General features: G+C 62.4%; 14 protein-coding genes. 4 read left to right on the top strand and 10 right to left on the bottom strand.

Annotated features, from left to right (window positions below):
* Positions 1–14: 14 nt before the first annotated feature.
* Positions 15–449, bottom strand: coding sequence for a response regulator (locus H4V96_RS07355; protein WP_196856824.1), 435 nt, complete (start codon positions 447–449; stop codon positions 15–17).
* A 155-nt stretch (positions 450–604) separates the two neighbouring features.
* Between H4V96_RS07355 and H4V96_RS07350 the strand changes: the two genes are divergently transcribed.
* Entirely contained in the window at positions 605–3469 is a 2865-nt protein-coding gene (locus tag H4V96_RS07350) for a response regulator (protein WP_280720825.1), read from the top strand.
* Positions 3470–3516: 47 nt separating this feature from the next.
* On the opposite strand, the gene H4V96_RS07345 is transcribed toward H4V96_RS07350, so the two are convergent.
* The 9 genes from H4V96_RS07345 to H4V96_RS07305 form a co-directional block, all read right to left on the bottom strand.
* Positions 3517–4578, bottom strand: coding sequence for a polyamine ABC transporter substrate-binding protein (locus H4V96_RS07345; protein ID WP_261981093.1), 1062 nt, complete (start codon positions 4576–4578; stop codon positions 3517–3519).
* 226 nt (positions 4579–4804) lie between these two features.
* The gene (gene clpB / locus H4V96_RS07340) at positions 4805–7411 is read right to left on the bottom strand and encodes an ATP-dependent chaperone ClpB (RefSeq protein WP_196856822.1); all 2607 of its coding nucleotides are present in this window, start codon (positions 7409–7411) and stop codon (positions 4805–4807) included.
* A gap of 121 nt (positions 7412–7532) precedes the next feature.
* The gene (moaE, locus tag H4V96_RS07335) at positions 7533–8000 is read right to left on the bottom strand and encodes a molybdopterin synthase catalytic subunit MoaE (RefSeq protein ID WP_029496299.1); all 468 of its coding nucleotides are present in this window, start codon (positions 7998–8000) and stop codon (positions 7533–7535) included.
* A 2-nt stretch (positions 8001–8002) separates the two neighbouring features.
* A complete protein-coding gene (locus H4V96_RS07330; RefSeq protein WP_196856821.1) occupies positions 8003–10582 on the bottom strand; it encodes a DUF349 domain-containing protein in 2580 nt (859 codons plus the stop codon).
* A gap of 178 nt (positions 10583–10760) precedes the next feature.
* Complete coding sequence (locus H4V96_RS07325) at positions 10761–11435, bottom strand: hypothetical protein (protein WP_196856820.1); 675 nt, start codon at positions 11433–11435, stop codon at positions 10761–10763.
* 116 nt (positions 11436–11551) lie between these two features.
* Positions 11552–14248 carry a bifunctional acetate--CoA ligase family protein/GNAT family N-acetyltransferase gene (locus H4V96_RS07320; RefSeq protein ID WP_196856819.1) on the bottom strand — a complete coding sequence of 899 codons (2697 nt, stop codon included), beginning with the start codon at positions 14246–14248 and terminating at the stop codon, positions 11552–11554.
* A gap of 99 nt (positions 14249–14347) precedes the next feature.
* Positions 14348–15340 (bottom strand): DUF2804 domain-containing protein, encoded by a 993-nt coding sequence (locus H4V96_RS07315; RefSeq protein ID WP_196856818.1) that lies wholly within the window; start codon positions 15338–15340, stop codon positions 14348–14350.
* On the bottom strand, positions 15337–15645 hold the full coding sequence (locus H4V96_RS07310; protein ID WP_196856817.1) for a hypothetical protein: 309 nt from the start codon (positions 15643–15645) through the stop codon (positions 15337–15339). The genes H4V96_RS07315 and H4V96_RS07310 overlap by 4 nt, the downstream gene beginning before the upstream one ends.
* A 180-nt stretch (positions 15646–15825) precedes the next feature.
* Complete coding sequence (locus H4V96_RS07305; RefSeq protein WP_010396763.1) at positions 15826–16197, bottom strand: YajD family HNH nuclease; 372 nt, start codon at positions 16195–16197, stop codon at positions 15826–15828.
* Positions 16198–16492: 295 nt separating this feature from the next.
* On the opposite strand from H4V96_RS07305, the gene H4V96_RS07300 reads away from it, so the two are divergent.
* The 3 genes from H4V96_RS07300 (at position 16493) to H4V96_RS07290 (ending at position 24605) form a co-directional block, all read left to right on the top strand.
* A complete protein-coding gene (locus H4V96_RS07300; protein ID WP_280720824.1) occupies positions 16493–19513 on the top strand; it encodes a PAS domain S-box protein in 3021 nt (1006 codons plus the stop codon).
* A gap of 82 nt (positions 19514–19595) precedes the next feature.
* Complete coding sequence (locus H4V96_RS07295) at positions 19596–20822, top strand: exonuclease SbcCD subunit D C-terminal domain-containing protein (protein ID WP_196856816.1); 1227 nt, start codon at positions 19596–19598, stop codon at positions 20820–20822.
* 21 nt (positions 20823–20843) lie between these two features.
* Complete coding sequence (locus tag H4V96_RS07290; protein ID WP_196856815.1) at positions 20844–24605, top strand: AAA family ATPase; 3762 nt, start codon at positions 20844–20846, stop codon at positions 24603–24605.
* Positions 24606–24609 lie beyond the last annotated feature (4 nt).

Here is a 24609-nt window from a genome sequence, read left to right as displayed (position 1 = left end):
GCCATGATTTCCGCTCACACCAGCGTCGGCCCATCGCCCAGCAATTGTTGCAAGACGGATTTGAGCGCCTCCATCGTCACAGGCTTTTCCAATACACCCAACAGCTTGAAGCGTTGCAATTGTGCCACCAGTGACGCCGAATGCTGCACTTGCTTGTTCTGGCCAGATATCAGCAGAAGAGCCCCCCGGAAAGCGCGCTCGGCGACGCTGCCGATGAATTGAAAACCATCCATGCCGGGCATGTGCAGGTCGCTGATGAGAAGATCGGTCCGGGTACAGGCTCCATCGAGCAGCGACAAGGCTTGCACACCACTGCGCGCCAAGGTGATTTCCTCAACGCCCAATTGGTGCAGCATGTCACTGAGTATTTCAAGCTGGAATTCATCGTCATCGACGATCAGAATGCGCAATTGCTGAAACGAAGAAAATGAATTGATAGCACTATTCATGGGGCCTCCATATTAAGCCAAGCATACGCCATATTAGCTCCGCAGTAACGCACGCAAAGCGACAAAATTGCTTCTGTCGTATTGTTTTTCGATATCTCACTTAATTCTAGCGGGGAAATATTGTGCTAAGACCTGACGATCATCCTGATGAAGCGATGCGTATATTGGAACTGCATGGCTTGGGCATACTGGACACGGCGCCTGAGGAGCGGTTCGATCGCATCACTCGCCTCGCAATGCGCTTGTTTGATGTCAAATTCGCGCTGGTTTCTTTGGTTGACGCCAAGCGTCAATGGTTCAAGTCGAATCAGGGACTTTCCGTGTGCGAGACGGCGCGCGATATTTCGTTCTGTGGTCATGCGATTCTTGAGGATCAGGCTCTGGTGGTCGAGGATGCGCACCTCGATGTACGCTTCGCCGACAATCCGCTGGTCGTTGGGCCGCCCGGATTACGATTCTATGCCGGGATTCCATTGCTGGGCCCCGCCGGCTACCCCTTGGGCACCTTGTGCGTTATCGATACGAAACCTCGGCGCTTCAGCCCCAGCGACGTGGCCTCGTTACGGGATTTGGGTGATCTGATCGAGGGCGAGCTTGGCGCCACTTCGCTCGCTGCATCGAGGCGAGCGGCACTACTGAGCCAGGCCAGAATGACGGCGGTGATCGACAACATCATGGATGGCATCATCACCACGGATTGCGAGGGCAATATAGAAACGATAAATCGGGCGGCATCGCGTATTTTCGACTACGACGCTGCGGCGGTGATCGGGCAAAACATTCAAGCGCTGATGCCAGAAACGTATCATCGCGAGGGGAGCGACCTGCGTGCGTTCATCGCCGATGACATCGACAAATTTATCGGTACCGTGCGAGAGGTAAACGGGCGTCAACGCGACGGCACACAGTTTCCAATGGAACTGTCCGTCAGTGAGATCAGTTGCCCGGGCTATCGGGGCTTTGCAGGCATCTTTCGCGATATCACCGAGCGCAGACGCCACGACCAGGAATTGCTGGTCGCAAAACACAACGCGGAGTCAGCGAACCGCGCCAAAAGCGACTTTCTGGCCAATATGAGTCATGAGATTCGCACTCCACTGCACGCGATGCTCGGGCTGACCTACCTGTTAAGCACAACGACTCTGTCGGATGACCAGCATAGCTATCTCAAGATGATAGAGTCATCGGGACAGTCCTTGCTTGCGATCGTCAACGATATCCTCGATTTTTCGAAAATCGAGGCAGGCCAGATGATGCTGACGCCGACGATCACGTTGCTCAGCGATCTACTACAGCCACTGGCGGCGATGATGAGCGTCAGCGCCGGCGACAAGGATCTAGAATTGCTGATCGGCGTGGACCCCGCAGTTCCCACGGCCTATCTTTGCGATCCACTGCGCATGCATCAGGTGCTGCTCAATCTGCTAAGTAACGCCATCAAGTTCACGCAAGTGGGCGAGGTATCGCTGTTGATCGATTGCATCGAGCGCCGTGCCCAGAGCGCCGTCTTGCGTTTCAGGGTACGCGATAGCGGAATCGGTATCAGCGAAGAACAGCAGTGCCGCTTGTTCCAGGCCTTTACTCAGGCAGACTCATCAACGACGCGACGCTTTGGGGGAACGGGTTTGGGGCTATCGATTTCACATCGGCTTGCAACAATGATGGGGGGAGAAATAACGATCAGCAGTCAATTCGGACATGGCAGCGAGTTCTGCTTCTCGCTGGAGTTGCCGGTCGCTCCTCTCGGGCAAGCAAGCTCCACAGCCTCGGCATCAGTCAGTGCGCACGGCTCTGGTCTTCGTGTTTTACTGGTCAGCGACTATGCGGCGAGTATCCGATATGTAGGTGAAATGATCGAGGCAAGCGGATGGAAGATGATGCAGTCAGTGAGCGCCGAGCAGGCTCTCGATTTCATCCATGCAGCAGCACAGAAAGACAGCCATTACGAAGTGGTGCTAGTCGATGGCAACAGCGACACCACAGGCACGGTGACCTTGCTACGGGAAATTCAGGCCTTGCGATGCGATGCACAGATTCCGCTGATCGTGTGTATGACAAATGTCTTCGGACGCCGCTTGCTAGAGCAAGCGGGCGCCGTTGGTATCGATGCCTTCCTCACCAAACCAGTCATATCGGCCACGCTGCGCAAAGCAGTGGACGAAGCGCGTACTTGCCACGACCTTGGCGCAAAGGCCGCGTTACCATCGACACAGCAGAAGATGCAGCATCGCATTGATGCTCGTATATTGCTGGTGGAGGATAATGTGCTGAACCAAATCGTCGCAAGTAGTATTCTTCGACGGGCGGGAATCGACATCGATATCGCCAATAATGGTCAGCAAGCGGTCGAGATGTTGAGGGAAAAACCTTTGCACTACCAGATCGTTCTGATGGATGTGCAAATGCCGGTGATGGATGGGATACAGGCCACTGTGGCGATACGCCAGTGCCTTGGACTAGATGTTCCAATATTGGCCATGACCGCAGGCGTGCTCGATACCGAGCGTTCACAGTGCCTCGATGCAGGCATGACCGATATCATCCCCAAGCCATTCGATGTTAACCTTGTGTTTGCGATGCTCAAGCATTATTTGCCCACCACTGCTGCTAGCGTGGCAACAGCGGTGGTGTCGCAAGCAATCGGTTCAGCACTTGACGGCGTATTCGATGTCGATTACTTGTTCGTCGTTGATGATCCAGCTACTCATGTTACGACAATTGACTTAATTGAAACAATCCTGATAGCGGTCGCTAACGACTTCGAGACAGCTGATTGCGCGCGCATTGCCGGAGACTATAGCGCTGCGTGTCGTTTGCTGCACGAGATGCGGGGCACTCTCGGCTCATTGGGTGCGAGTCGTTTTGCACAGGCGACCCGCGCCGCCGAGTCCGCCCTAAAGGCGGAGGAAACTGACAAATTTGATTCGCTGTTTGAAATTGTCAGCCAAGAATTGGTGGCGTGTCGGCACGCCGGTGTCGCATGGTTGGCATCTCGACGTGCTCAACTGTTAAATAGTTAGGCATCGGTATTGAGGATCTGTCAACATTACAAACCGGCAATGGCCGCTCAAACTCCCGTTTTGAACTTCGTATAGATGCGCGTCATGAGGCGACGGATATCGGCCGTGGTCGCTTCTGGTGCCGCCATGCGCTGCTTGTCGGCATCGGACAGGAAGATGGCCTTGTTTTCGCCGATGTCCTTGCGCACATACTTGATGCTGGCCGGATTCGGATTCGCGTAAAACACCTTGTTGCTCAGGCTGGCATGCACTTGCGGGCGCAGGATGTAATTGATGAACAGGTGCGCATTGTTCGGATGGGGCGCATCGGCGGGAATGGCCATGGTGTCGAACATCAGGGCCGCCGTCTTCGGCACCAGCACCTGGATCACATTGCCGTTTTTCGCGTCGATGGCACGCTGGCGCGCGATATTGATGTCGCCCGACCAGCCCAGCGCTACGCACACTGAGCCGTTGGCCATGTCATTGATGTAGCCGGACGAACTGAACAGCGTTACATAGGGACGAATGGCTTGCAGCACCTTGCCCGCTTCCTGGTAGTCAGCGCTGGACTTCGAGTAGGCAGGCTTGCCCAGGTATTGCAGGGCAGCGGGCAGCACTTCCGACGGCGAGTCGAGAAAGGACACGCCGCACGATTTCAGCTTCGACGCGTATTTCGGGTCGAAGACCAGGTCCCAGGCATTGTCGGGCATGGCCATGCCGCCCAGGGCAGCCTTGACCTTGTTGACGTTGATGCCCACCGTCGTGTAACCCCACAGCCAGTCGACCAGGTAATCGTTGTTCGGATCGATCTTCGCCAGCTTGGCCTGCAGGCTGGGATCGAGGTTACTCAAGTTCGTCAGCTTGCTCTTGTCGAGTTTTCGCAGCAGGCCCGCATCGATCTGCAGGCGCGCCCACTGTGCCGTCGGCACCACGATGTCGTAGCCTGACTTGCCCGCCACCAGTTTCGCGTTGAGGATTTCGTTATTGTCGAAAACGTCGTAGCGTACCTTGATGCCGGTTTCCTTCTCAAAATTCTTGATCGTGTCGTCGCCGATATAGTCCGACCAGTTATAGATGTTGAGTACTTTTTCTTCCTGAGCCTGAGCTTGGGCAGGCAATGCCAGCATGGCTGCCGCCAAGGTCAATCCCACGCCGATGCGCCGTCCTGCTTGCCATGTGTTTGCCATCGTACCGCCTCCAGAAGAATCAGAAAATAGTCACGATAATAGCAAGAAGGGCGGCATCAGGTCTAGCCTGATACCGCCCTTCTTATTGCTGCAAAATCCCCCCACCGCAAACACCGGGGTCGGACCCTGAGGGTCCGACCCCAGCCTTTCGCCGTTGGGGCCAACGTTACACCTTGTCCAACCCCACTGGCGCACCCGAAAACACCAGGTTGCCGTGCTGCGCATCGATGCGAATCTCGTCTTTCGGGCCAAACTTGCCTTCCAGGATCAACTTCGACAGCGGATTTTCGATCTGCTGCTGGATCGCCCGCTTCAGTGGACGGGCGCCATACACCGGATCGTAGCCAGCTTCGGCGATTTGCTGCAAGGCCGCGTCCGTCAAGCTCAGCTGCATGTCCATGCGCGCCAGGCGTTCTTCGAGAATTTTGAGCTGGATCTTCGCGATCGCGCCGATGTTTTTCTCGTCGAGGCCATGGAACACCACGATTTCGTCGATGCGATTGACGAACTCGGGACGGAAGTGCGAGCGTACCTCGGCCATCACGGCCAGCTTCACAACACCGGGATCATCGCTCTCCATGGCCTGGATTTTATGCGAACCCAGGTTCGAGGTCATGATGATGACGGTATTCTTGAAGTCCACCGTGCGCCCCTGGCCATCCGTCATGCGGCCATCGTCGAGCACTTGCAGCAGCACATTGAAGACATCGGCATGCGCCTTTTCCACTTCGTCGAGCAAGATCACGCTGTACGGTTTGCGGCGCACGGCTTCCGTCAGGTAGCCGCCCTCGTCGTAGCCGACATAGCCGGGCGGCGCGCCGATCAGGCGAGCCACCGAATGCTTCTCCATGAACTCGCTCATGTCGATGCGTATCATCGATTCTTCCGTATCGAACAGGAAGGTCGCCAGCGCCTTGCTCAGCTCGGTCTTGCCCACGCCCGTCGGCCCCAGGAACATGAAGGAACCATAGGGACGGTTCGGGTCGGCGAGGCCGGCGCGCGAGCGGCGGATGGCGTCAGCCACGGCCGTGATTGCTTCATCCTGGCCCACGACGCGCTCATGCAGCTTCTCTTCGATGTGCAGCAGCTTGTCGCGCTCGCCCTGCATCATGCGCGACACGGGTATGCCCGTCGCGCGCGACACCACTTCGGCGATTTCCTCGGCGCCCACTTCCGTGCGCAGCAATTTGGGCTGGTCGGGATCGCGTTTCGGGATGCCGCTGTCAGCCTGCTTGAGCTGGGCTTCGAGTTGCGGCAACTTACCGTATTGCAATTCAGATACTTTCTGCCAATTACTTTCGCGCGTCGCCTGCTCCATTTGCAGCTTGACGTTTTCGATCTCTTCCTTGATGTGCGTGCTGCCTTGCACCACGGCTTTTTCCGCCTTCAGGATTTCCTCGAAATCATTATATTCGCGCTGCAGCTTGACGATTTCTTCCTCGATCAAGCCCAGGCGGCGCAAGGAAGCTTCGTCTTTTTCCTTTTTCACGGCCTCGCGTTCGATCTTGAGCTGGATCAAGCGGCGTTCCAGCTTATCCATCACTTCCGGCTTGGAATCGATCTCGATCTTGATCTTCGCTGCCGCTTCATCGATCAGGTCGATCGCCTTGTCGGGCAGGAAACGGTCCGTGATATAGCGGTGCGACAGCTCGGCGGCGGCGATGATGGCCGCATCCGTGATTTCCACCTTGTGGTGCAGCGCGTACTTATCCTGCAAGCCGCGCAGGATGGCGATCGTCGCCTCCACGCTCGGCTCGTCGACCAGCACTTTCTGGAAGCGACGTTCCAGCGCGGCATCCTTCTCGATGTACTTGCGGTACTCGTCAAGGGTGGTGGCGCCCACGCAATGGAGCTCGCCACGCGCCAGCGCCGGTTTGAGCATATTGCCGGCATCCATCGCGCCTTCGGCCTTGCCCGCACCGACCATGGTGTGCATCTCGTCGATGAAGACGATGGTTTGCCCTTCATCCATGGCCAATTCCTTCAGCACGGATTTCAGCCGCTCCTCGAATTCACCACGAAATTTCGCACCAGCCAGCAAGGCGGCCATGTCGAGCGACAGTACGCGCTTGCCTTTCAAGGACTCGGGCACTTCGCCGTTGACGATGCGCTGCGCCAGGCCTTCGACGATGGCCGTCTTGCCCACGCCCGGCTCACCGATCAAGACGGGATTGTTCTTGCTGCGGCGCTGCAAAATCTGGATGGTGCGGCGGATTTCATCGTCGCGGCCGATCACAGGATCGAGCTTGCCCTTGCGCGCCCGCTCCGTCAGGTCCAGCGTGTATTTTTTCAGGGATTCGCGCTGGCCTTCGGCCTCTTGCGAATCGACCTTGTTGCCGCCGCGCACGGCCTCGATGGCCGATGCCAAGGCCTTGCGGGTCAGGCCATTTTCGCGCGCCAGCTTGCCGCAGTCGGACTTGTCGTCCGTCATGGCCAGCAAGACCATTTCACTGGAAACGAACTGATCACCGGCCTTTTGCGATTCTTTGTCGGACAAGTTCAAGAGGGCCACGAATTCGCGGCTGACCTGCACGTCGCCGCCCGTGCCGGACACCTTGGGCAAGCGTTCGAGCGAGGCGCCCAGGGCCTTGGACAGGCCGCCCACGTTGACGCCGGCCCGCTGCAAGAGCGAGCGGGCACCGCCGTCGTCCTGGTTCAACAGGGCCGTCAGCAGGTGCACTGGTTCGATATAGGGGTTGTCATTGCCCACGGCCAGGCTTTGCGCATCGGCCAGGGCTTCCTGTAACTTGGTGGTGAGTTTATCTTGTCGCATGAAAAGTACTCCCGGTTAATTAGTTATTAAGCAAATTGGGGTGAGGCCGTACTTTTCAAGCAGTCACAAACTAGAAAACTGATGCATTCTTGTAAATGCTGGCGTGCGCCATGCATACGCCTTACATGGCGTTCTCTGGTGCCGTCCATTTATCCAGCGCCGTCGCGTCGCTGTCGCGCGCATCGACCCAGCGCGCGCCTTCGGGCGTATCTTCCTTCTTCCAGAACGGCGCTTCCGTCTTCAGGTAATCGATGATGAACTCGCAGGCGGCGAAGGCCTCGCCGCGGTGGGCCGACGAGACGGCCACGAGCACGATCTGTTCCTGCGGCAGCAAGGGGCCGACCCGGTGTATCACCAGCGCAGCCGACACGGGCCAGCGGGCTCGCGCCTGTTCCACGATGGCCAGAATGGCCTTTTCCGTCATGCCCGGATAATGTTCGAGCTCCATGGCGGCCACCTCCAGCCCGTCGTTCATGTCGCGCACCGTGCCGACAAAGCCGACGACAGCGCCGACCTTGGGGTTGCCTGCACGCAATTGTGCGATTTCTTGACCAAGGTCAAAATCGGCTTGCTGGACGCGCACTGAAATGCTCATTTGACCTGGCCTCCTATGCGCCGCAGCAAGGTTTCGATGCGGCTGGCGGTGCGCGCATCGGTGGTGGCGGCAATCGCACACAGCTGCATGAGCTGCGCCGCTTGCGTGAACGGCTTCTGGCCTGATTTGAGCGACGATTGCAATACTTCCACCTGCATTTTCAGGCGGTCGCGGGCAAATTCGGCGCCGCTATCGACGCCGGCGACAATTTCCAGACGCAGCACTTCCGCGCGCAAGCGCTCCTGGTTGGCCTGCAATTGCTGCACGTAGGCAGCACTGCCCTCGCCCAGTGCCGCCTGGGCGGCGGCAAAGCGCTGCTGCAGGCTACGTTCATACTGGGCGTCGAGAGCGGGCAAGGCGCTCCAGCGCTGCGCCCAAAGCGCCGCATCGGCGCCGGCATCGCCTTCGAGCAAGGCCGTTTCCAATGCCTGCGCCAGGCGCAGCTTGTCGCGCAGGGCGTTGGCCTGGGCAGCACCGGCGCGCTCGGCAATGGCGTCCGCTTGCGCTTGCACACCGGCGACAGCGGCTTGGTAGCGCTGCTCGATCTTCGCTTCGCTGGCGCGCGGCACAGGGCCGGTGGCATTCCAGGCGGCACGCGTCTCGCGCAGCAATTGCTCGATGAAAGCGCGACGGGCCTTGTCGTCGGTGTCGGGCACGACGGCCGTTTCCAGACTGACGCACAGGGCTGCGCGCGCCTGCAGGTGTTCGCGGCGTTCGTGGTCGGCCGCGTGCGCCGTTTCCTTGCGCTTGGCAAAAATATCGTCGCAGGCGGCGCGGAAACGCTGCCACAGCGCCTGTTCCGCGCGCCGCTCCAGCGGCAAGGCTTTCGCCAGTTCCTGCCATTTATCCTGCAACGCTTTCAGCATGTCGACCGTGTTGCGCTCCGATGGTTTGAGCAAGCCTACTTCGACGATCAATTGTTCGCGGCGCGCCGTCTCGATCTGGCGTTGCGTGTCCAGCGGCTTTGACAAGGCGTCCAGCGCGGCACCAAACTCGGCATCGAGGCGTTTCTTTTCCTTGCGGTCGATGGTGCCCAGGTGCGTCCATGCCTGGCGCAGGCGCTGCGAGCTTGACGCGACGTGTTTCCAGTCGGTACTTTCTTCTGCTGCCAGGGCCGCCGTTTCCGCGATCAATTCCTGGGCCCTGGCTGCATTGCCATGACGCTCTTCGGCCAGTTGCTTGAAATGCTGGGCCGCCGGCGCATAGGCGAGGCTGCAGGCGGCATCGAAACGCTCCCACAGGGATTTAGGCGCGGGGCCGGACAAGGTATCGAGCGACTTCCAGCGCTCGCGCAAGCTGCCCACTTTCTTGGCCAGTTCGGCCATCGGCAATTGCTGCGCAGGCAATTCCTCGCCCGCCTTGACCAGCTCTTCGCGCGACACGTTACCACCCCAGCGCGCCCAGTCCGCCAATTGCTTGAATTGTGCGCGCACATGCGCCAGGCGGTCCGCTTGCGCAGGCGTCAGGCGGCCGTGTTTGCTATCGCGCAAAGTCTTGTCATGCTCGGAAGCCACGTGCAACAAACCATCTTGCAGCGCCGCTTCCATGGCGTCTAACGTCTTGAAAAACGCTTCCGTCACTTCCTTCGCCACGGACGTCTGCTCCTGGCGCGGCTTGCGCGGCGCAGGTTCGGCAAGTGCTGGCGCGGCCACGGCCGGCGCAGTAATGACAGGCGCTGGCGCGCTGGCCAGCACGGCCGCAAACTGCTGCTGCAAGCTGTCCGACAGCGGCGACTCGGGCAGGCGCGGCAGAGCTTGCCAAGCGCGCTTCAAGGTATCGGCGTCCAGCGTGGCGCCATCCTGTGCCTGCCATTGCGCCAGCAAGGCCTGGCGCGCGTCGAACAAGGCCTGATGCTGCTGCAAGGCTTGCAAGACGGACTGCGCCTGCTCGCGCGCTTGCGCAAAGTCGTTCTCGAGGTGTTTTGGCAGCGAAGCGCGCTCGGGCGATAGTACATGCTGCGCATGTTGCGCATCCAGGTTGGCCAGCGTCTGCGCCAGCTCTGCGGCGCACTGGCCATTGCTTGCAAGAGCGCGCGCGGCGGCGACGGCGTCGATCACGGCGCGCTGCAATAGCACTTGCGCTTCCAGGCGGGCCGCCAGCGCGGCACGCGCAGCGGCAAAGGCAGTCGCCAGCTCGGGCGTGGCCTTGATGACTTGCCATTGACGGTCCAGCTCGGCTACTTGGTTGGGACTCAGCTTATCATCCTGCAACAGGCGCTGGGCCGTGGTTATGCTGGCTTGGGCACGCTGAGTTTCTGCCGCCTGGTGGCGCAGCAAGTCGATGCGCCCCTGCATCAGCTTGGCGACGCGGCGGTCCGTGTTACGCATGGCCTGATGGACTTTTTCCAGCAGCGGCAAGGCATGGATGTGTTCTGCCGCGATCAGGCGGGCATCGGCAAATTCGCTGGAAACAATAAATTCAAAGGCCGCTGCTTCATCGCCCGCCACGGCGCGGGCACGCGCAACCTGTTCGGCGCGGCGCGATGCGCTCTGTGCCGAGGCGGCGGCCTGTTCTGCCACGATAGGGTCTGGTGCGGAAGGCTTGCTGGCAGAACGCTTGAAAAGAAATTCGAACATGACGGGTTTCGCGTGGATCAAAAGCACCATCATAGCAAAGCCCGGCACATTGCATCGAACAGGTCTGCACAAGTTATTAAATGGGTAACTTGACATTTCTCCCATGCTGGCATCGGCGAAAAATCAGGGGCGCAGGGCCGGTACTAAGGGGCCGACGAGGTGTGCGCTCGCTCCCCGCTCAAGCCCGCGCGCGCAGGGGCTGCGGCACGCCAGGCACGCTATCAGCGGCGGTGCTGCCGGCGCTGCCCATGCTTGCTGCTGCAGCGTCGGGCACACCCGTTGCCGGCACAGGCAAGGGCAAAACAAAAGGCAGCACTTGTGCCTTGCCGCGGCGTGCTTCCTGCAAGCGCGCATCATGGGCAAGGAACTGGTGGGCGATGGCAAACCACGCTTCGCCGACGATGACCTTGCGCGCCAGCGTAAATAGTTCGCGCTCTTCTTTTTCCAGGCGCTGCAGCAAGGCCGCGCAAAAGGTGTCGATCGCCGCGCACAGCTGCTCGGCCTGCTGCTCGGAGCTGTCGAGAGCGCTGCCTATACTGTGCTGCACGACATTGATGCTTTCCAGCGCCGCATGGTTCAAGCCGCTGATCTCATTGAGCAAACCATTGAGCAATCCATCGGCATGCGGCGTAGCTTGGCGAATGGCGGGGATCAGATACATCTCCACCTTGCGCCAATAGCCCCCCTGGTACAGCCGGTTCAGGCAGTCGCCCGTGGTCTGCAGTTGCGCCAGGCTCAGCTGGCTATGCTGGCGCAGCTGCACCTGCATGTATTTTTGCAATGCCAACAAACTCATGCGGATGCTTGCCTGTTCTACCGACAGGGAAACCAATATATATGTTGCCGTAAGCATGCACTCACTCCCAAAAATGCGCTCGATGTCTGATCCTGGAAGTGAAAGTGTAAAGACTACCGACGGCGGCCGATTTGATCCTGCACAAACCCACAGCGCCCCCCCCCTGCGCTTTTTCAGGGCGCGCGCAATCGGATATGCAGGTTGACCACGCCTGGCTCTTCCGATGGCGTGACTTCGCCGCCAAAACTTTTTACCAGCCGCTGCATGCCCTTATTGCGTGCCATGGCCTCGCCCACCAACGCTTCCGTGCCACGGCTACGGAAGTAGTCGACCAGTTTTTCAAACAGGATGTGGCCCAGGCCCTTGCCTTTCAGGGCCGAGCGCACGGCGATGGCGAAATCGGCATGGATATTGTCCGGATCGGCCACGGCGCGCACTACGCCCAGGGTTTCCGGCTTGCCGTCGGGGCCCGTGTGGGTGGCGATGAAGGCCATGGCACGGTCGTAATCGATCTGCGTCAGGCGTGCCAGCTGCGACACGGGCAGCTCGCGCATCGAGGTGAAAAAGCGCAGGCGCACATCATCCGGGTCCAGCGCGTGGAACAGGTCCATGTGCTGCGGTGCGTCCTCGGGGCGGATGGGGCGCAGCAGGATCGATAGCCCCATCCACGTCACCTGCTCTTCGAGCTCCTGCGGATACGGGCGGATGGCCAAGCGGTCACTCTTTTGGCCAGGCTGCAGGCGGATGCGCGCATCGAGGGCGATCACGCCGTCAGCGTCGGCCACCAGCGGGTTGATATCAAGTTCGGCCAGCTCGCCGATGTCGGCCACCAGTTCGGCCACCTGGATCAGGGTGTAGCAGACGGCGTCGATATCGGCCGGCGGCTGATTACGGTAGCCGGCCAGCAGTTTCGACACGCGCGTGCGCGCCAGCATGTCGCGCGCCAGCACCATGTTCAGCGGCGGCAGGCCGATGGCATGGTCGGCCGTCACTTCCACGGCAATGCCGCCCTGCCCCACCAGGATGACGGGGCCGAAGGCGGCGTCCGTGGTGACGCCGACGATCAGTTCATGCGATTGCGGCCGGCGCGCCATCTGCTGCACCGTAAAGCCGTCGATCAGCGCATCGGGTCGCATGCGGCGCACGCGCTTGAGCATGGCGGCGGCGGCCATGCGCAAGATGTCGGGCGTATCAAGGTCAAGCGCCACGCCGCCGACGTCGGATTTGTGGCCGATATCTGGTGAGTGGATCTTCAGCGCCACCGGATAGCCGATGTCCGCCGCTACCGCCAGCGCCGCTTCCACGTCGGCCGCCATGCGGGTAGTGGCCACGGGGATGCCGTAGGCGGCCAGGATTTCCTTCGAGCGGCACTCGCCCAGCACCGTCTGGCCGGCCGCCAGCGCGGCGGCGACGATTTCGCGCACGCGGGCGCGGCGCGGCGTGGCCGACATGGGCAGCTGCGCCGGCACTTGCATCAGGGTTTCCTGGTTGCGCCGGTACTGCACGATCTGCATGAAACCATGCACGGCTTTTTCCGGCGTGTCATAGGTGGGAATGCCGGCCCGGTTGAAGACCTGGCGCGCGGGCGCCACGGTGGTGCCGCCCAACAGGCACGACAGCACCGTGCGCGAAGTGGCCTTGATCAGCGGCGTAACGGCTTCGGCGATGTCGATCGACGAGACCATGGCCGTGGGCGCGTGCAGCAGCAGCAAGGCGTCCGCCTGCGGCTCGTCGAGCAGGGGCTTGATGGCGTCTACATAACGCTGCACCGGCGCGTCGCCGGGCAAGCCCACGGGATTGTCGTGCGACCAGCCCCGTGGCAGGGCCTTTTCCAGCGCGATCACCGTATCGGGCGACAAATCGGCCAGCTTGCCGCCGCTGCCCACCAGCGCATCGGTAGCCATCACGCCCAGGCCACCGCCGTTGCACAAGATCGCCAGGCGCTCGCCACGCTGTGAGCGGATATGCGTGAGCGTTTCCACGGCGTCGAACAGTTCCTCGGCCGAATACACGCGCAGCATGCCGGCGCGGCGGATGGCCGCGTCATACACGGCGTCGGAACCGGCCAGCGCGCCCGTGTGCCAGGCCGCCACGGCCGCGCCTTCGGCCTCGCGTCCGGCTTTCAAGACGATGACGGGTTTGCTGCGCGCGGCCGCCCGCGCGGCCGACATGAATTTGCGCGCCGCCTGGATGTCCTCCATGTAGAGCAAGATGGCAGCCGTATCGATGTCGCCAGCCAAATAGTCGAGCAGGTCGCCGAAATCGATGTCGTAGCTGCCACCGAGCGAAATAAACTTGGAAAAGCCCACGCCGTGCGCATTGGCCCAATCGAGCACGCCCGACACCAGCGCGCCCGACTGCGACACGAAGGCGATCTTGCCGCTGGAAGCGCCCAGATGGGCGAAGCTGGCGTTCAGGCCCAGCTTGGGCACGAGCAGCCCCATGCTGTTGGGCCCCAGGATGCGTAGCAGATGCGGCTTGGCTGCTTTCAGCATGGCCAGGCGCAGCGACTGCTCGCGCACCGGGTCGAGGCCGGACGTCATGACGATGGCGGCACGCGTGCCCAGCGCGCCCAGTTCGCGGATCAGCGCCGTGATGGTGGCGGGCGGCGTGCAGATGATGGCCAAGTCCGGCGCTTTCGGCAGCTGCGCCAGATTGCGGTAGCATTTCAGGCCCATCAACGCGTCATACTTGGGATTGACGGGCCAGATATTTCCGCTGAATTTTGTACCGTTCAATTGCGTCCCCGGCCCCGCCGCGCCCAGCAGGTTGGCCAGCGCGATGGCGCCCAGCTTATGTTCGCGCGCCGTGGCACCGATCAGGGCCACCGAGGTCGGCTTGAACAGCTTGTCGAGATTACGCATACTCATGTTCTGGCCTCATGGATTGCCGGAGCGGCGACACCAGTGTATCGGATACGCTGCCAAAAAAACTTGACCGCATGGTGCGTTTCGCAAAAAACCATGCGCCTACCAGCGCGAACGATGGCTTTCCGTCACGCCCGCCAGTTGTGCCACGATGCGCTTGGGACAATCCGCGCTGGCACGCACCCAGCCGCTGAAGGTGCCGATAGGCTGGATGTAGCGGCTGGCGGCGAGCCACAGATTCTTATCCTCGCGCCGCGCCCCTTCCGGCTTGAAGTGCAAGTCCAATAAATCGTCGTCCGTCCACACGTGCCAAGGCGCCAGCGGGTTGTCGGGGTTGAAGTCGAAATGCGCGCGGCCCAGCGCATACAGCTGGCCATCGAGCCACAGCGCGTTTTCATGCGCGCCAAAATAACCGGCCTGCAGATTGAAACCCAGCTCCAGACTATGCGCCGAAGCCCAGCGCCATTCCGTCTCGCGTGCCAGCAAGCCGTTCGAATAGTCGAAGCTGGCCACGCCATCATCCAGGCTGTAGCCCAGGGCGCCGCAACGCACGCTGCCCGACAAGGGCAGGCCGCCCGATTTTTGCGTCGCATGCACGCTGCCACCCTCGGCCACCGGCCCGATCGCCAACAGGATAGGCGCCACAGGCGGGCCGAATTGCGCGTCGATGCCGAAATGGCCACAATCGAGCTGCAGGCGGAAACGCTGCTGCGGTTGCGCCTCGATGGCGATGCTGTGTGCCAGGAAGCGGAAACGGCTGCTGGCAGCAGCGTGCGGCGCCACGGAGGCGCAGAGGCCCGGCACGCCGTCCTGCGAAAAGGCAGCCACGATCTTGCCCTTGTGGCGGTCGAAGGCATACGCGAACGCCGTGCTGGTCCAACCGAGGTCGACGATGGCCACGCCACAGAACAGGGTCGGCGTCGACAGGGCCACGTAATGCCAGCGCTTGTGGTGAAACAAGCGCCAGAATGCGCCGCGCGCGTACGGCGGCGCCAGCGCGGCCCAGTCGAATGCATCCAATTGGCCCGTGTAGCGACCTAAGCATGGAACGCCATTAGCGTCGAGCAGGTGGGAAGGAGCCGGTGGCAGCATCATGCGGCCCGCCTTGCGCTAGCGCCACTGTCGTACAGGGCCTCGGCCAGCTGCGCGCCGAATAGCCCCGGCCGTGCTTGCGCAATATCAATATTCGGGCAGGCATGCCAGTGCGCCAGGCGCTGCACGGCGCCGGCCACGTCCTGCACCAGGCGGTAATTAAGGCGCACGCCCTCCTCCAGCGCCAGCGACTTGATCTCGACGCGCCCATGCGAACGGTGCGCCTCGGCGCCCCGGTGCCAGGCGCGCGCGGCAGCTAGCGATAAAAGAGAAAGGTCGAGAGAAATATGATGGTCTGGGCTGTGCATAGCTGAAAGATACCGCATTGCACGTGGTACTTGCACGTTTTATCGCTCTCGGCTTGCCCGCCAACTGCACGCGGTCCAGGCGCACGATGCCGCAAACGCAACCGACGACAGGCAAGCGCAGCGCATTCGCGCCCAGCTTAGGTCACCACATGCGCATGGGAGGGGCAGCCAGCGACCGGTTCAGTCCTTCTTCTTGATCAGGCCAGCCAGTGCGGCGAACGGATTGTGCGTGGCGGGCGCCACCTCGGCTGACAGCAAGCCGGCGCCACGGTCCGCTTCCAGATAGCGCGAGTGCTCATTGTCGTGGCAATATAGGCACAGCAATTCCCAATTACTGCCGTCGGGCGGATTATTGTCGTGATTATGGTCGCGGTGGTGCACCGTCAGTTGCTGTACGTTGGCACGCGTGAATTCGCGCGTGCAGCGGCCGCACACCCACGGATACATCTTTAGCGAGCGCTCGCGGTAGCCGCTCTCGCGCTGGTCGGCGGCACGGCGCGCTTCAGCCACGATCTTGTCCAGTCTTGCCGCGTCGGGCTTTTTACTTTGCATGACAACTTTCGATATGGAAGGAATGAATCCGCATTTTAATGACGATGCAGGGCCAATTGTACTTTTTCTGCCACTCTCAATGCCCGTGCCACCAGCGCGGCGCCTGTTTTTCGCCTGTGCAGCGACGCGCATATTTGATTTATCGCAGAATTAACGCAAAATAGAATCAGCGACAGACTATAAACGGACGATGGAGACAGTAACAGGGCGCCGCGAAAAAAGCCGATCGGACCTCATCTGCGCCATGCAACTGCTCCACGTTCCCCTTTTCAATGAATCAAGCCTGCTAGCGCCCGTGATAGCGATAACCAGACCCCTGCAACGACTTGCGCGCCGCCTGTACCTTATCAGCCTGGTGCCCCTGTTCGCGCTCGTCTTGCTGCTGGTGCTGTGGACGGCCGTCTACTACCATGTGAGCGAGGATCGCGCCAGCGCCGTACGCGACGCCGTGGCCGCCAGTCAGTCGCTGACGCGCACTCTCGCCGACCATACCAGTTTCACGCTGCGCCAGGCCGATCATGCCACGCAATTGTTCAAGCTGAAGTACGAGGAATCGAATGGCGGCCTGCGCCTGAATGAATTCATGCGCCGGCGGGGCCTGCTCGACAGCGTGTTGCCATTGAAGCTGGCACTGCCGATTGCCCTGATCGACGCACAAGGCCGTGTGATCGACAGCGCCAACGCGTATTTTTCGGAAAACCTGGCCAAGCAGGCATTTTTCCGGGCGCTGGCCGTCAATTCGTCCGATACGGCCCTGGTCGACACGCCCATGCTCGATGCCGGCAGCAAGCACTGGACCATCCGTTTGGTACGCCGCCTGAACGATGCGCAGGGCCGCTTTGCCGGCGCCATCATTATCCATGTCGACCCCACCTATTTTGTCGACGATTATGACCGGCTGAACCTCGACGAACAGGGCGCACTGATGTTGGTGGCGCGCGATAGCGGCCTGACGGTAGGACGCATCGGCGAGCAATGGTTCCGCAGCGAGCACATCGTCTTGCGCAAGCCCGATACACTCCAGCAGGCGAGCGAAGAATTGCTGCTCGATCCACCCGTCGACACAACAGCGCGCATCTACAGCTACCGCGAACTACCACGTTTCCCGCTGCTGGCCGTGGTAGGCGTCAGCCGTGCTGGCGCCCTGGCGCGCTTCGAACATCGCCGCCTGACGTATATTTATGCGCTGCTCGCCGCCAGCGTGCTCATCGTGGGCTTTACGGCCCTGCTGATGCGCCAGGGCGCCCGCCTGCGCCACAGCATCCGCCAGGCCACGGAAGCGCAAGCCTTGCTGCGCGCGGCGCACCAGGCTAGCCTCGACTCCGTACTGCTGCTGAAGGCCTGGCGCGCCGCGCCGGGCAAGCCGGTGGCAGACTTCATCTTCGCCGACGTCAACGAGCGGGCCGCCGACATGCTGGGCAAGCCACGCTGCGAACTGCTGGGCCAGCGTGTACTGCAACAGGTGCCGCTGCTGCGTGACGAGCGTTTCTTCAAGTGTTTCGTGCAGGTGATGGAAACGGGTCAGCCGATGGAGGATGAATTCGAACTGACGCTGGCCTCGGGCGGCACGCGCTGGCTGCGCCACCAAGTGGTGCCGATCACCGACGGCGTGGCCGTCACCTCGCGCGACATCAGCGCGCGCAAGCACGACGAACTGGCGCTGCAGGACAACCGCAGCTTCCTGCAGTCGCTGATTGACCATTTGCCGGTGCTGGTCTACGTGAAAAGCGCACGCCCCGAAAATTTCGGCCAGATGGAGGTGTGGAACAAAGCGGCCGAAGATATTACCGGCCACCTGGCCAACGACGTCATCGGCAAGACCGATTGCCAGGCCTTCCCGCCCGACTTCGGCCTGCACGATGCCGAGGACGATCGCGCCATCCTGGCCGAGCGCGGCGTCATCGACCGCACGGAAAAACCGTTGCGCCTGGCCGATGGCAGCCTGCACTACCTGCGTTGCGTCTCCGTGCCCGTGTTCGACGAACAACAGCAGATCGAACATATCCTGTGCATCGCCGAGGATATCTCGCAGCGCCGCCAGCAGGAACTGCAACTGCGCCAGAAACAGGCCGAACTGACCGCCGTCAACGACGCCTCGCCGCTCGGTCTGGTGCGCATGGATCGCCAACGCCGCTGCACCTACGTCAACCGCACCTTCGAATCGATCACGGGTCTGCCGCGCGCCGCCGCCCTGGGCGCCGGCTGGAGCAGCGCCGTGCACCCGGACGACTATCCGCTGCTGCACGTGGCGCTGGAACAACTCACGCGCACCCAGGCGCCGTTCCAGGCGACCTTGCGCTGCCTGCAACGCCATGGCAAGCTGGTCTGGGTCTCCGTGAAGATCGCCCCCATCCTCATCGATGACCAGATCGAAGGCTACGTGGGCAGCCTGGACGACATCACCACCTTGCGCGAATCGGAAGTGGCGCTGCTGGAAAGCGAAGCGCGCCTGCGCACCATCGCCGACACCTTGCCGGCCATGATCGCATACATCGACGCGGACCAGGTCTACCGCTTCCTGAACATCGCCTATGAGCGTGAATTCGGCCTGACGGGACGGCAGGCGCTGGGCCGCAGCGTGCGCGAGACCGTCGGCGAGGCACGCTACCGCACAATTGCGCCGTATATCGCGCGCGTGCTGGCCGGTGAAACGTTGAGCTTCGAGGAAGAAGATCAAAAGGAAGGCATCGAGAGTTGCATGGAAGTGATCTACATTCCGCAGATCGGCGAAGACAAGCTGCAAGTGGTCGGTTTTCATGTCATGCGCCAGGATATTACCGTGCAAAAGCGCGAGAAACAGCGCTTGCTGAAGCTGGCCCAGGTCGATGCCCTGACCGGCTTGTCGAACCGTGCCGGCTTCCAGCAAAAACTCAGCGACGCCATGCACGCCAGCCGCCAGCAACAGCACCTGATGGCCGTCATGTACATGGATATCGACCACTTCAAGCACGTCAACGATACACATGGCCACGGCACCGGCGACGCCCTGCTGCGTGCCTTCGCCCAGCGCCTGACGCAGACCATGCGCGTCACCGACATCGTCGCCCGCCTGGGCGGCGACGAATTCACCATCGTCATGGAACAGATCGCCCGGCCGTACGACGCCGTCGTGCTGGCGGAAAAGATCGTCGCAGCCATGCAGCAGCCGTTCGAACTCGATGGCATCACCGTGCGCATTTCCGCCAGCATCGGCCTGGCCTTTTATCGCGACGAAGATATTTCTCCCGCCGTGCTGCTGCAACGCGCCGACGTCCTGCTATACCAGGCCAAGCAGGATGGGCGCAATACCTACAGGGCTGGCGTGCTGACTACTTGATATGGCCGCTGGCGCAGCGCGCGAGTCTGCCCCCTATCATTCCTGCTATATTGGCGCCTGTCTTCCCTACCCTTGCCACACCATGCGCCTGCTGCACACCTCCGACTGGCATCTGGGCCAGACCCTGCACAATCATGAACGGGGCTACGAACACCAGCGCTTCCTCGACTGGCTGCTCGACACGCTCGTCACCGAACGCATCGACGTACTGCTGGTAGCGGGTGACGTGTTCGACAACGCCAACCCATCGGCAGCCTCGCAAAAGCAGCTGTACGTGTTCCTGCAGCAGGCACGCGCACGCCTGCCCGCGCTGCAACTGGTCATCGTCGCCGGCAACCACGATTCTGCCGGACGGCTCGAAGCGCCCGCCCCCCTGCTGGCAGCGCATGGCACGCACGTGATTGGCCACCTGCTGCGCGATGAAGCTGGCAATATCGACCTGGAACGCCTGCTGCTGCCCTTGCCCGGCGCCGACGGAAAAGTACAGGCCTGGTGCCTGACCGTGCCCTTCCTGCGCCCCGGCGACGTGCCCAAGCTGCCGACCGGCGATACCCAGGATGCCTACCTGGGCGGCATCGCCCTGCTGTACCGTCAGTTGACGGACCTGGCGCTGGCGCGCCGCCAGCCCGGGCAAGCCATCCTTGCCATGGGCCATTGCCACATGGTGGGCGGCGAAATGTCGAACGATTCCGAACGCCGCATCGTCATCGGCGGCACCGAGATGCTGCCGTCAGGGATCTTCGACGCCTGCATCGCCTACGCGGCGCTGGGCCACCTGCACAAGGCGCAGGCCGTCGGCGGGCAGGAACACATCCGCTACTGCGGCAGCCCGATACCCCTATCGTTCGCGGAAGTCAATTACCGCCACCAGGTGCTGTGCCTCGATATCGACGGCGAAATGCTGCAGTGCGTACGCGCCATCGAGGTGCCGCGCGCCGTGCCGCTCTTGCGCGTGCCGGCCACGCCAGCAAGCATAGCCGAAGTGCTGGCGCAACTGGGCGCGCTCGACGTGCCCGCTGCACCGGCACAAGAGCAGCCATTTCTCGAAGTGCGCGTGCGCCTGGACGCGCCCGAACCGGGCCTGCGCGCGCGCATCGAGACCGCGCTCGACGGCAAGAGCGTGCGTCTGGCGAAGATCGAAACCTCGAGCGCCGCACGCAGCAGCGCTACGCAAAGCATGACGCTCGACCAATTGGGCCAGTTGCAGCCCGACGACATTTTCCGCCGCCTGTACTTGCAAAAATACGGCAAGGAAGCGCCGCCCGAACTCCTTTCGGCCCTGGCCGAACTGCTATTGCCCGGCGCCTGACCTTTTCGCTCCTGAAGAACCATGAAAATCCTGAAAATCAGCGGTAAGAACCTGGCCTCGCTGGCCGGCGAATTTGAAGTCGACTTCCAGCAAGAACCACTGGCGTCTAGCGGTCTGTTCGCCATCAGCGGCCCCACGGGCGCGGGCAAAAGCACCCTGCTCGACGCGCTGTGCCTGGCCCTGTATGACGCCACGCCGCGCCTGCTGAAGGTGCTGGGCCGGGGCAGCGCGCTGCCCGACGTGGGCAAGGAAACCGTGAACGCCCAGGATACGCGCACCCTGCTGCGTCGCGGCACGCCGGACGCTTATGCGCAAGTGGACTTCGTCGGCAACGATGGTGCTCACTACCGCGCGCGCTGGAGCGTGCGTCGCTCGCGCACCAGAGCCGAAGGAGCGCTGCAGGCGACCGCCATGAGCTTGCACCAGTTACCCGCGCTGCAAGCGATCGGCGGCACCAAGACGGAAGTCAAGGAAGAGATCGAAAAACGCATCGGCCTGTCGTTCGAGCAGTTCACGCGCGCCGTACTGCTGGCGCAAAACGAATTTTCCACCTTCCTCAAGACGGAAGATAATGACCGCGGAGAATTGCTGGAAACCCTGACGGGCAGCAGCATCTATAGCGACATTTCCATGCGCGCCTTCGAGCGGGCAAAGAAGGAAAAACAGATCCTCGAACGCCTGGGCGAAAAGCTGGCCGACCAGCGCCCCCTGTCGCCGCAAGAGCGAACCGACAGCGAGGCGCTATGCAGTGCTGCCGAGAGCAGCCTGCAACACATCGACCAGCGCAAGGCGGTACTGGAACTGCAGCAGCGCTGGCACCAGGAGACGCACAAGCTGCAAACCCAGGTGACAGCGGCGCAGGAGGCGCTGGGCAATGCGGCTGCCGAACACGCCGCCGCAGAAGCACGCCGCACGGCGCTGGCGCAGTGGGAATTGCTGCAGCCGGCGCGCGCCCTGATCGACGACGTGGCGCGCCTGGCCAGCGAGATCGCCGGTACCGGCGCCGCGCTGGAAGCGTCGCACGGGCAGGCGACGCTAGCCGTCGCTGCCGAGGCGCAACTGGCGCAGGCCTTGCAGCTGGCGGCGGCGGCCTTGCAGGCCAAGGAAGCGGCGCAACGCGATGCGGCGCCACAACTCGACAATGCCAAGGCGCTCGATGCCGGCATTCGCGCCCGCTTGCCCGCGCACCGCCAGGCCAGCGACGCGGCGCAGGCAGCAGACCAGGCCAACGAGTCGGCACGCGGCGCGCTACTGGCAGTGCAGCAGCGCCAGCACGCCGTGCAGGCGGAGCAGGACACGGGCCGTCTGTGGCTGACGGCGCACCAGCACTGGCAGGCACTGGCCACGTCATGGCAATTATCAGACCAGCTATTCGCCCAGGCAGGCCAGGTCGCCGCGCAAGCCGATGCGGCCGACGCCAGCGTGGCCGAATCGACGCAGCGGCTACGCCACGCCACCGATGCGGCGCAGCAAGAGCAGGCCGCGCTGGCCGCTGCCGCAGCGGCGCTGGCTACGCGCGATGCCGAGCGGCGCGCAGCCGCTGGCGCCGTACAAGCGATCGATGGACAGCTGCTGCAGCAACAGCGTGGCCAGCTCGAAGAGCATGCGCGCCAGTTGAATACGGCGGAAAAGACGTGGACGGAGCTGGCGCGCAAGCGGCAGGAACTGGCGCACGGACAAGCCAGGGCGGCCCAACTGGCGCAGGCGGCGCTGGCGGAAGACACGGCGCTAGCGGCGCAAGCTGCGCGGACGGCGCAGCTGGAAGCGGGCCTGGCGCAGGCGGAAAAATCCTTGAAGGGTGCCGAAGCGGCATGCGCGGCAAGCGTCGAACAACTGCGCGCGACCCTGCAGGAAGAACAGCCCTGCCCCGTGTGCGGCGCACTCGAACACCCGTACACGCAGCATGGCAATCACCCTTTGCAAGCAATGCTGGCCAGCTTGCAAGATGAAGTACTGGCCTGCCGCACGCAGGCGCGCAGCAATCTGGAGCAGCTGGCCACGCACAGGGCGGCGCTGGCCGGCTATGCGCGTGAGCAGGCGCAAACAGCAGCCGAACTGGCAGCCCTGCCGCCCGCCATCGCCGCCCTGGAAGCACAATGGCGGCCGCATGACGAGACACTGCAACTGCCGCCAGAAGCCGGGCGCGCGCACTGGTTCACGCAGCAGTTGGCGGCCAATGCGGCACGCTTGCAGGCGCTGGCGCTGCAGGAGGCGGCGTTGCGCGAGGCCAGCGCGCGGCGCGAGCAAGCACAGGTGGCGCACGAACTGGCCGGTGCGGAGCACGCGCGCCTGACGGCCGCCGTCACTGAGACGCAAACACGGCTGGCGCAGTTGCGAACGCAGCAGGCGGCAAACAAGGACAGGGCGCAGACCTCGCGCAGCGCCCTCGATGGCTTGCTGGCACAGCTCGATGCCGCCTTTGCCGACACGGATGGCGCCGAAGACTGGAAAGATGGCTGGCGCGCCGGCCCTGCCGCCTTCCGCGCGGCGCGCGAAACGGAAAGCCGGCAATGGCTGAAACAGCAGGCGGACCAGGACAGCCGCAGCCATGCTCTGACCACGCTGGCAGTGCAGCTGGACGCGGCCAATGCCGCCGCACGCACGACGCAGCAACTGGCACTGGACGCGCATGGCGCATACGCGGCCCTCGATGTGCAGCTAAAAGCGCTGCAAGCGCAGCGCGCGGCATTGTGGGGTGGTCAGCCCGTGGCCGAAGTGGAAAGCACGCTGGCAAGCGCCGTCGCGCGCGCAAGAACTGAGCTGGCGCAGCAGCAAGCGGCGGCGCAGGCAGCGAGCCAGGCGCGCGCGCGGCTCGATGAGGCGTGCGCGCAAACGGCCCTGCGCCTCGATACCTTGCGCCGGCAAGACAGCGCGGCAGCAGCGGCGCTGGAAGATTGGCTGCGCCAGTTCCAGCTTGCCCATCGGGCCCATGCGCCCGCCGACATGGCCGCCTTGCATGCACATCTGGCCATCACGCCGGAAGCCATGCGCGCCGAACGCGAAGCCCTGCAATGGATCGCCGACCGCCACACGGCGGCACTGTCGGTGCTGGCCGAACGCCAGCAGCAGCATGCGGCCCACCTGGAGCGGCCACCGGAAGCACTAGAAACGGACGAGGCCACGCTGCTGGGCGCGCTCGACGCACTTGGCACGCAACGCCAGGCGGCCAACCAGGAAGCGACGCGTCTGCGCCTGGCCATCGCGCAAGATGACGCCCGACGCCACAGCGCACAGGCGATGCTGGCACAAATCGAGGCGCAAGCCCTCATCGAACGGCGCTGGGCCAGCCTGAATGAATTAATCGGCTCGGCCGACGGCAAGAAATTTCGTAACTACGCGCAGCAATTCACGCTCGAAGTGCTGCTTGGCTATGCCAACGCGCATTTGAACCACTTGGCGCGCCGCTATCAACTGGAGCGCATCGACAATCCAAACAATCCGTCTCTCGGCCTGATGGTGCGCGACCAGGACATGGGCGGCGAGCTACGCTCCGTACACTCGCTGTCAGGTGGCGAATCGTTCCTCGTCTCGCTGGCCTTGGCACTGGGCCTGGCCTCGCTATCGTCGAACCGGGTGCGCGTGGAGTCGCTGTTCATCGACGAGGGTTTCGGCAGCCTGGACACGGAAACCCTGCGCGTCGCCATGGATGCGCTCGACGGCTTGCAAGCGATGGGCCGCAAGGTGGGCGTCATCTCGCACGTTCAGGAAATGACGGAGCGCATCGCCACCCGCATCCTCGTGCAGCCGGGGTCCGGCGGCAAGAGCGTGGTGACGGTGCGCTAGCGCA

The organism is Janthinobacterium sp. CG_23.4 (assembly GCF_029892305.1).
In the GTDB taxonomy this organism is placed as follows: Bacteria; Pseudomonadota; Gammaproteobacteria; order Burkholderiales; family Burkholderiaceae_D; genus Janthinobacterium; species Janthinobacterium lividum_D.
The sequence above is the reverse complement of the archived record's forward strand: the minus strand, read 5'-3'. Positions and strand labels throughout refer to the sequence as shown.

Excerpts from the sequence above, each read along its gene's own strand:
- H4V96_RS07325 (WP_196856820.1), bottom strand. The coding sequence starts at position 11,435 with ATGCTTACGGCAACATATATATTGGTTTCCCTGTCGGTAGAACAGGCA.
- H4V96_RS07315 (WP_196856818.1), bottom strand. The coding sequence starts at position 15,340 with ATGATGCTGCCACCGGCTCCTTCCCACCTGCTCGACGCTAATGGCGTT.
- H4V96_RS07350 (WP_280720825.1), top strand. The coding sequence starts at position 605 with ATGCGTATATTGGAACTGCATGGCTTGGGCATACTGGACACGGCGCCT.
- H4V96_RS07305 (WP_010396763.1), bottom strand. The coding sequence starts at position 16,197 with ATGCAAAGTAAAAAGCCCGACGCGGCAAGACTGGACAAGATCGTGGCT.
- H4V96_RS07345 (WP_261981093.1), bottom strand. The coding sequence starts at position 4,578 with ATGCTGGCATTGCCTGCCCAAGCTCAGGCTCAGGAAGAAAAAGTACTC.
- clpB (WP_196856822.1), bottom strand. The coding sequence starts at position 7,411 with ATGCGACAAGATAAACTCACCACCAAGTTACAGGAAGCCCTGGCCGAT.
- H4V96_RS07310 (WP_196856817.1), bottom strand. The coding sequence starts at position 15,645 with ATGCACAGCCCAGACCATCATATTTCTCTCGACCTTTCTCTTTTATCG.
- H4V96_RS07355 (WP_196856824.1), bottom strand. The coding sequence starts at position 449 with ATGAATAGTGCTATCAATTCATTTTCTTCGTTTCAGCAATTGCGCATT.
- H4V96_RS07320 (WP_196856819.1), bottom strand. The coding sequence starts at position 14,248 with ATGAGTATGCGTAATCTCGACAAGCTGTTCAAGCCGACCTCGGTGGCC.
- H4V96_RS07290 (WP_196856815.1), top strand. The coding sequence starts at position 20,844 with ATGAAAATCCTGAAAATCAGCGGTAAGAACCTGGCCTCGCTGGCCGGC.
- H4V96_RS07330 (WP_196856821.1), bottom strand. The coding sequence starts at position 10,582 with ATGTTCGAATTTCTTTTCAAGCGTTCTGCCAGCAAGCCTTCCGCACCA.
- H4V96_RS07295 (WP_196856816.1), top strand. The coding sequence starts at position 19,596 with ATGCGCCTGCTGCACACCTCCGACTGGCATCTGGGCCAGACCCTGCAC.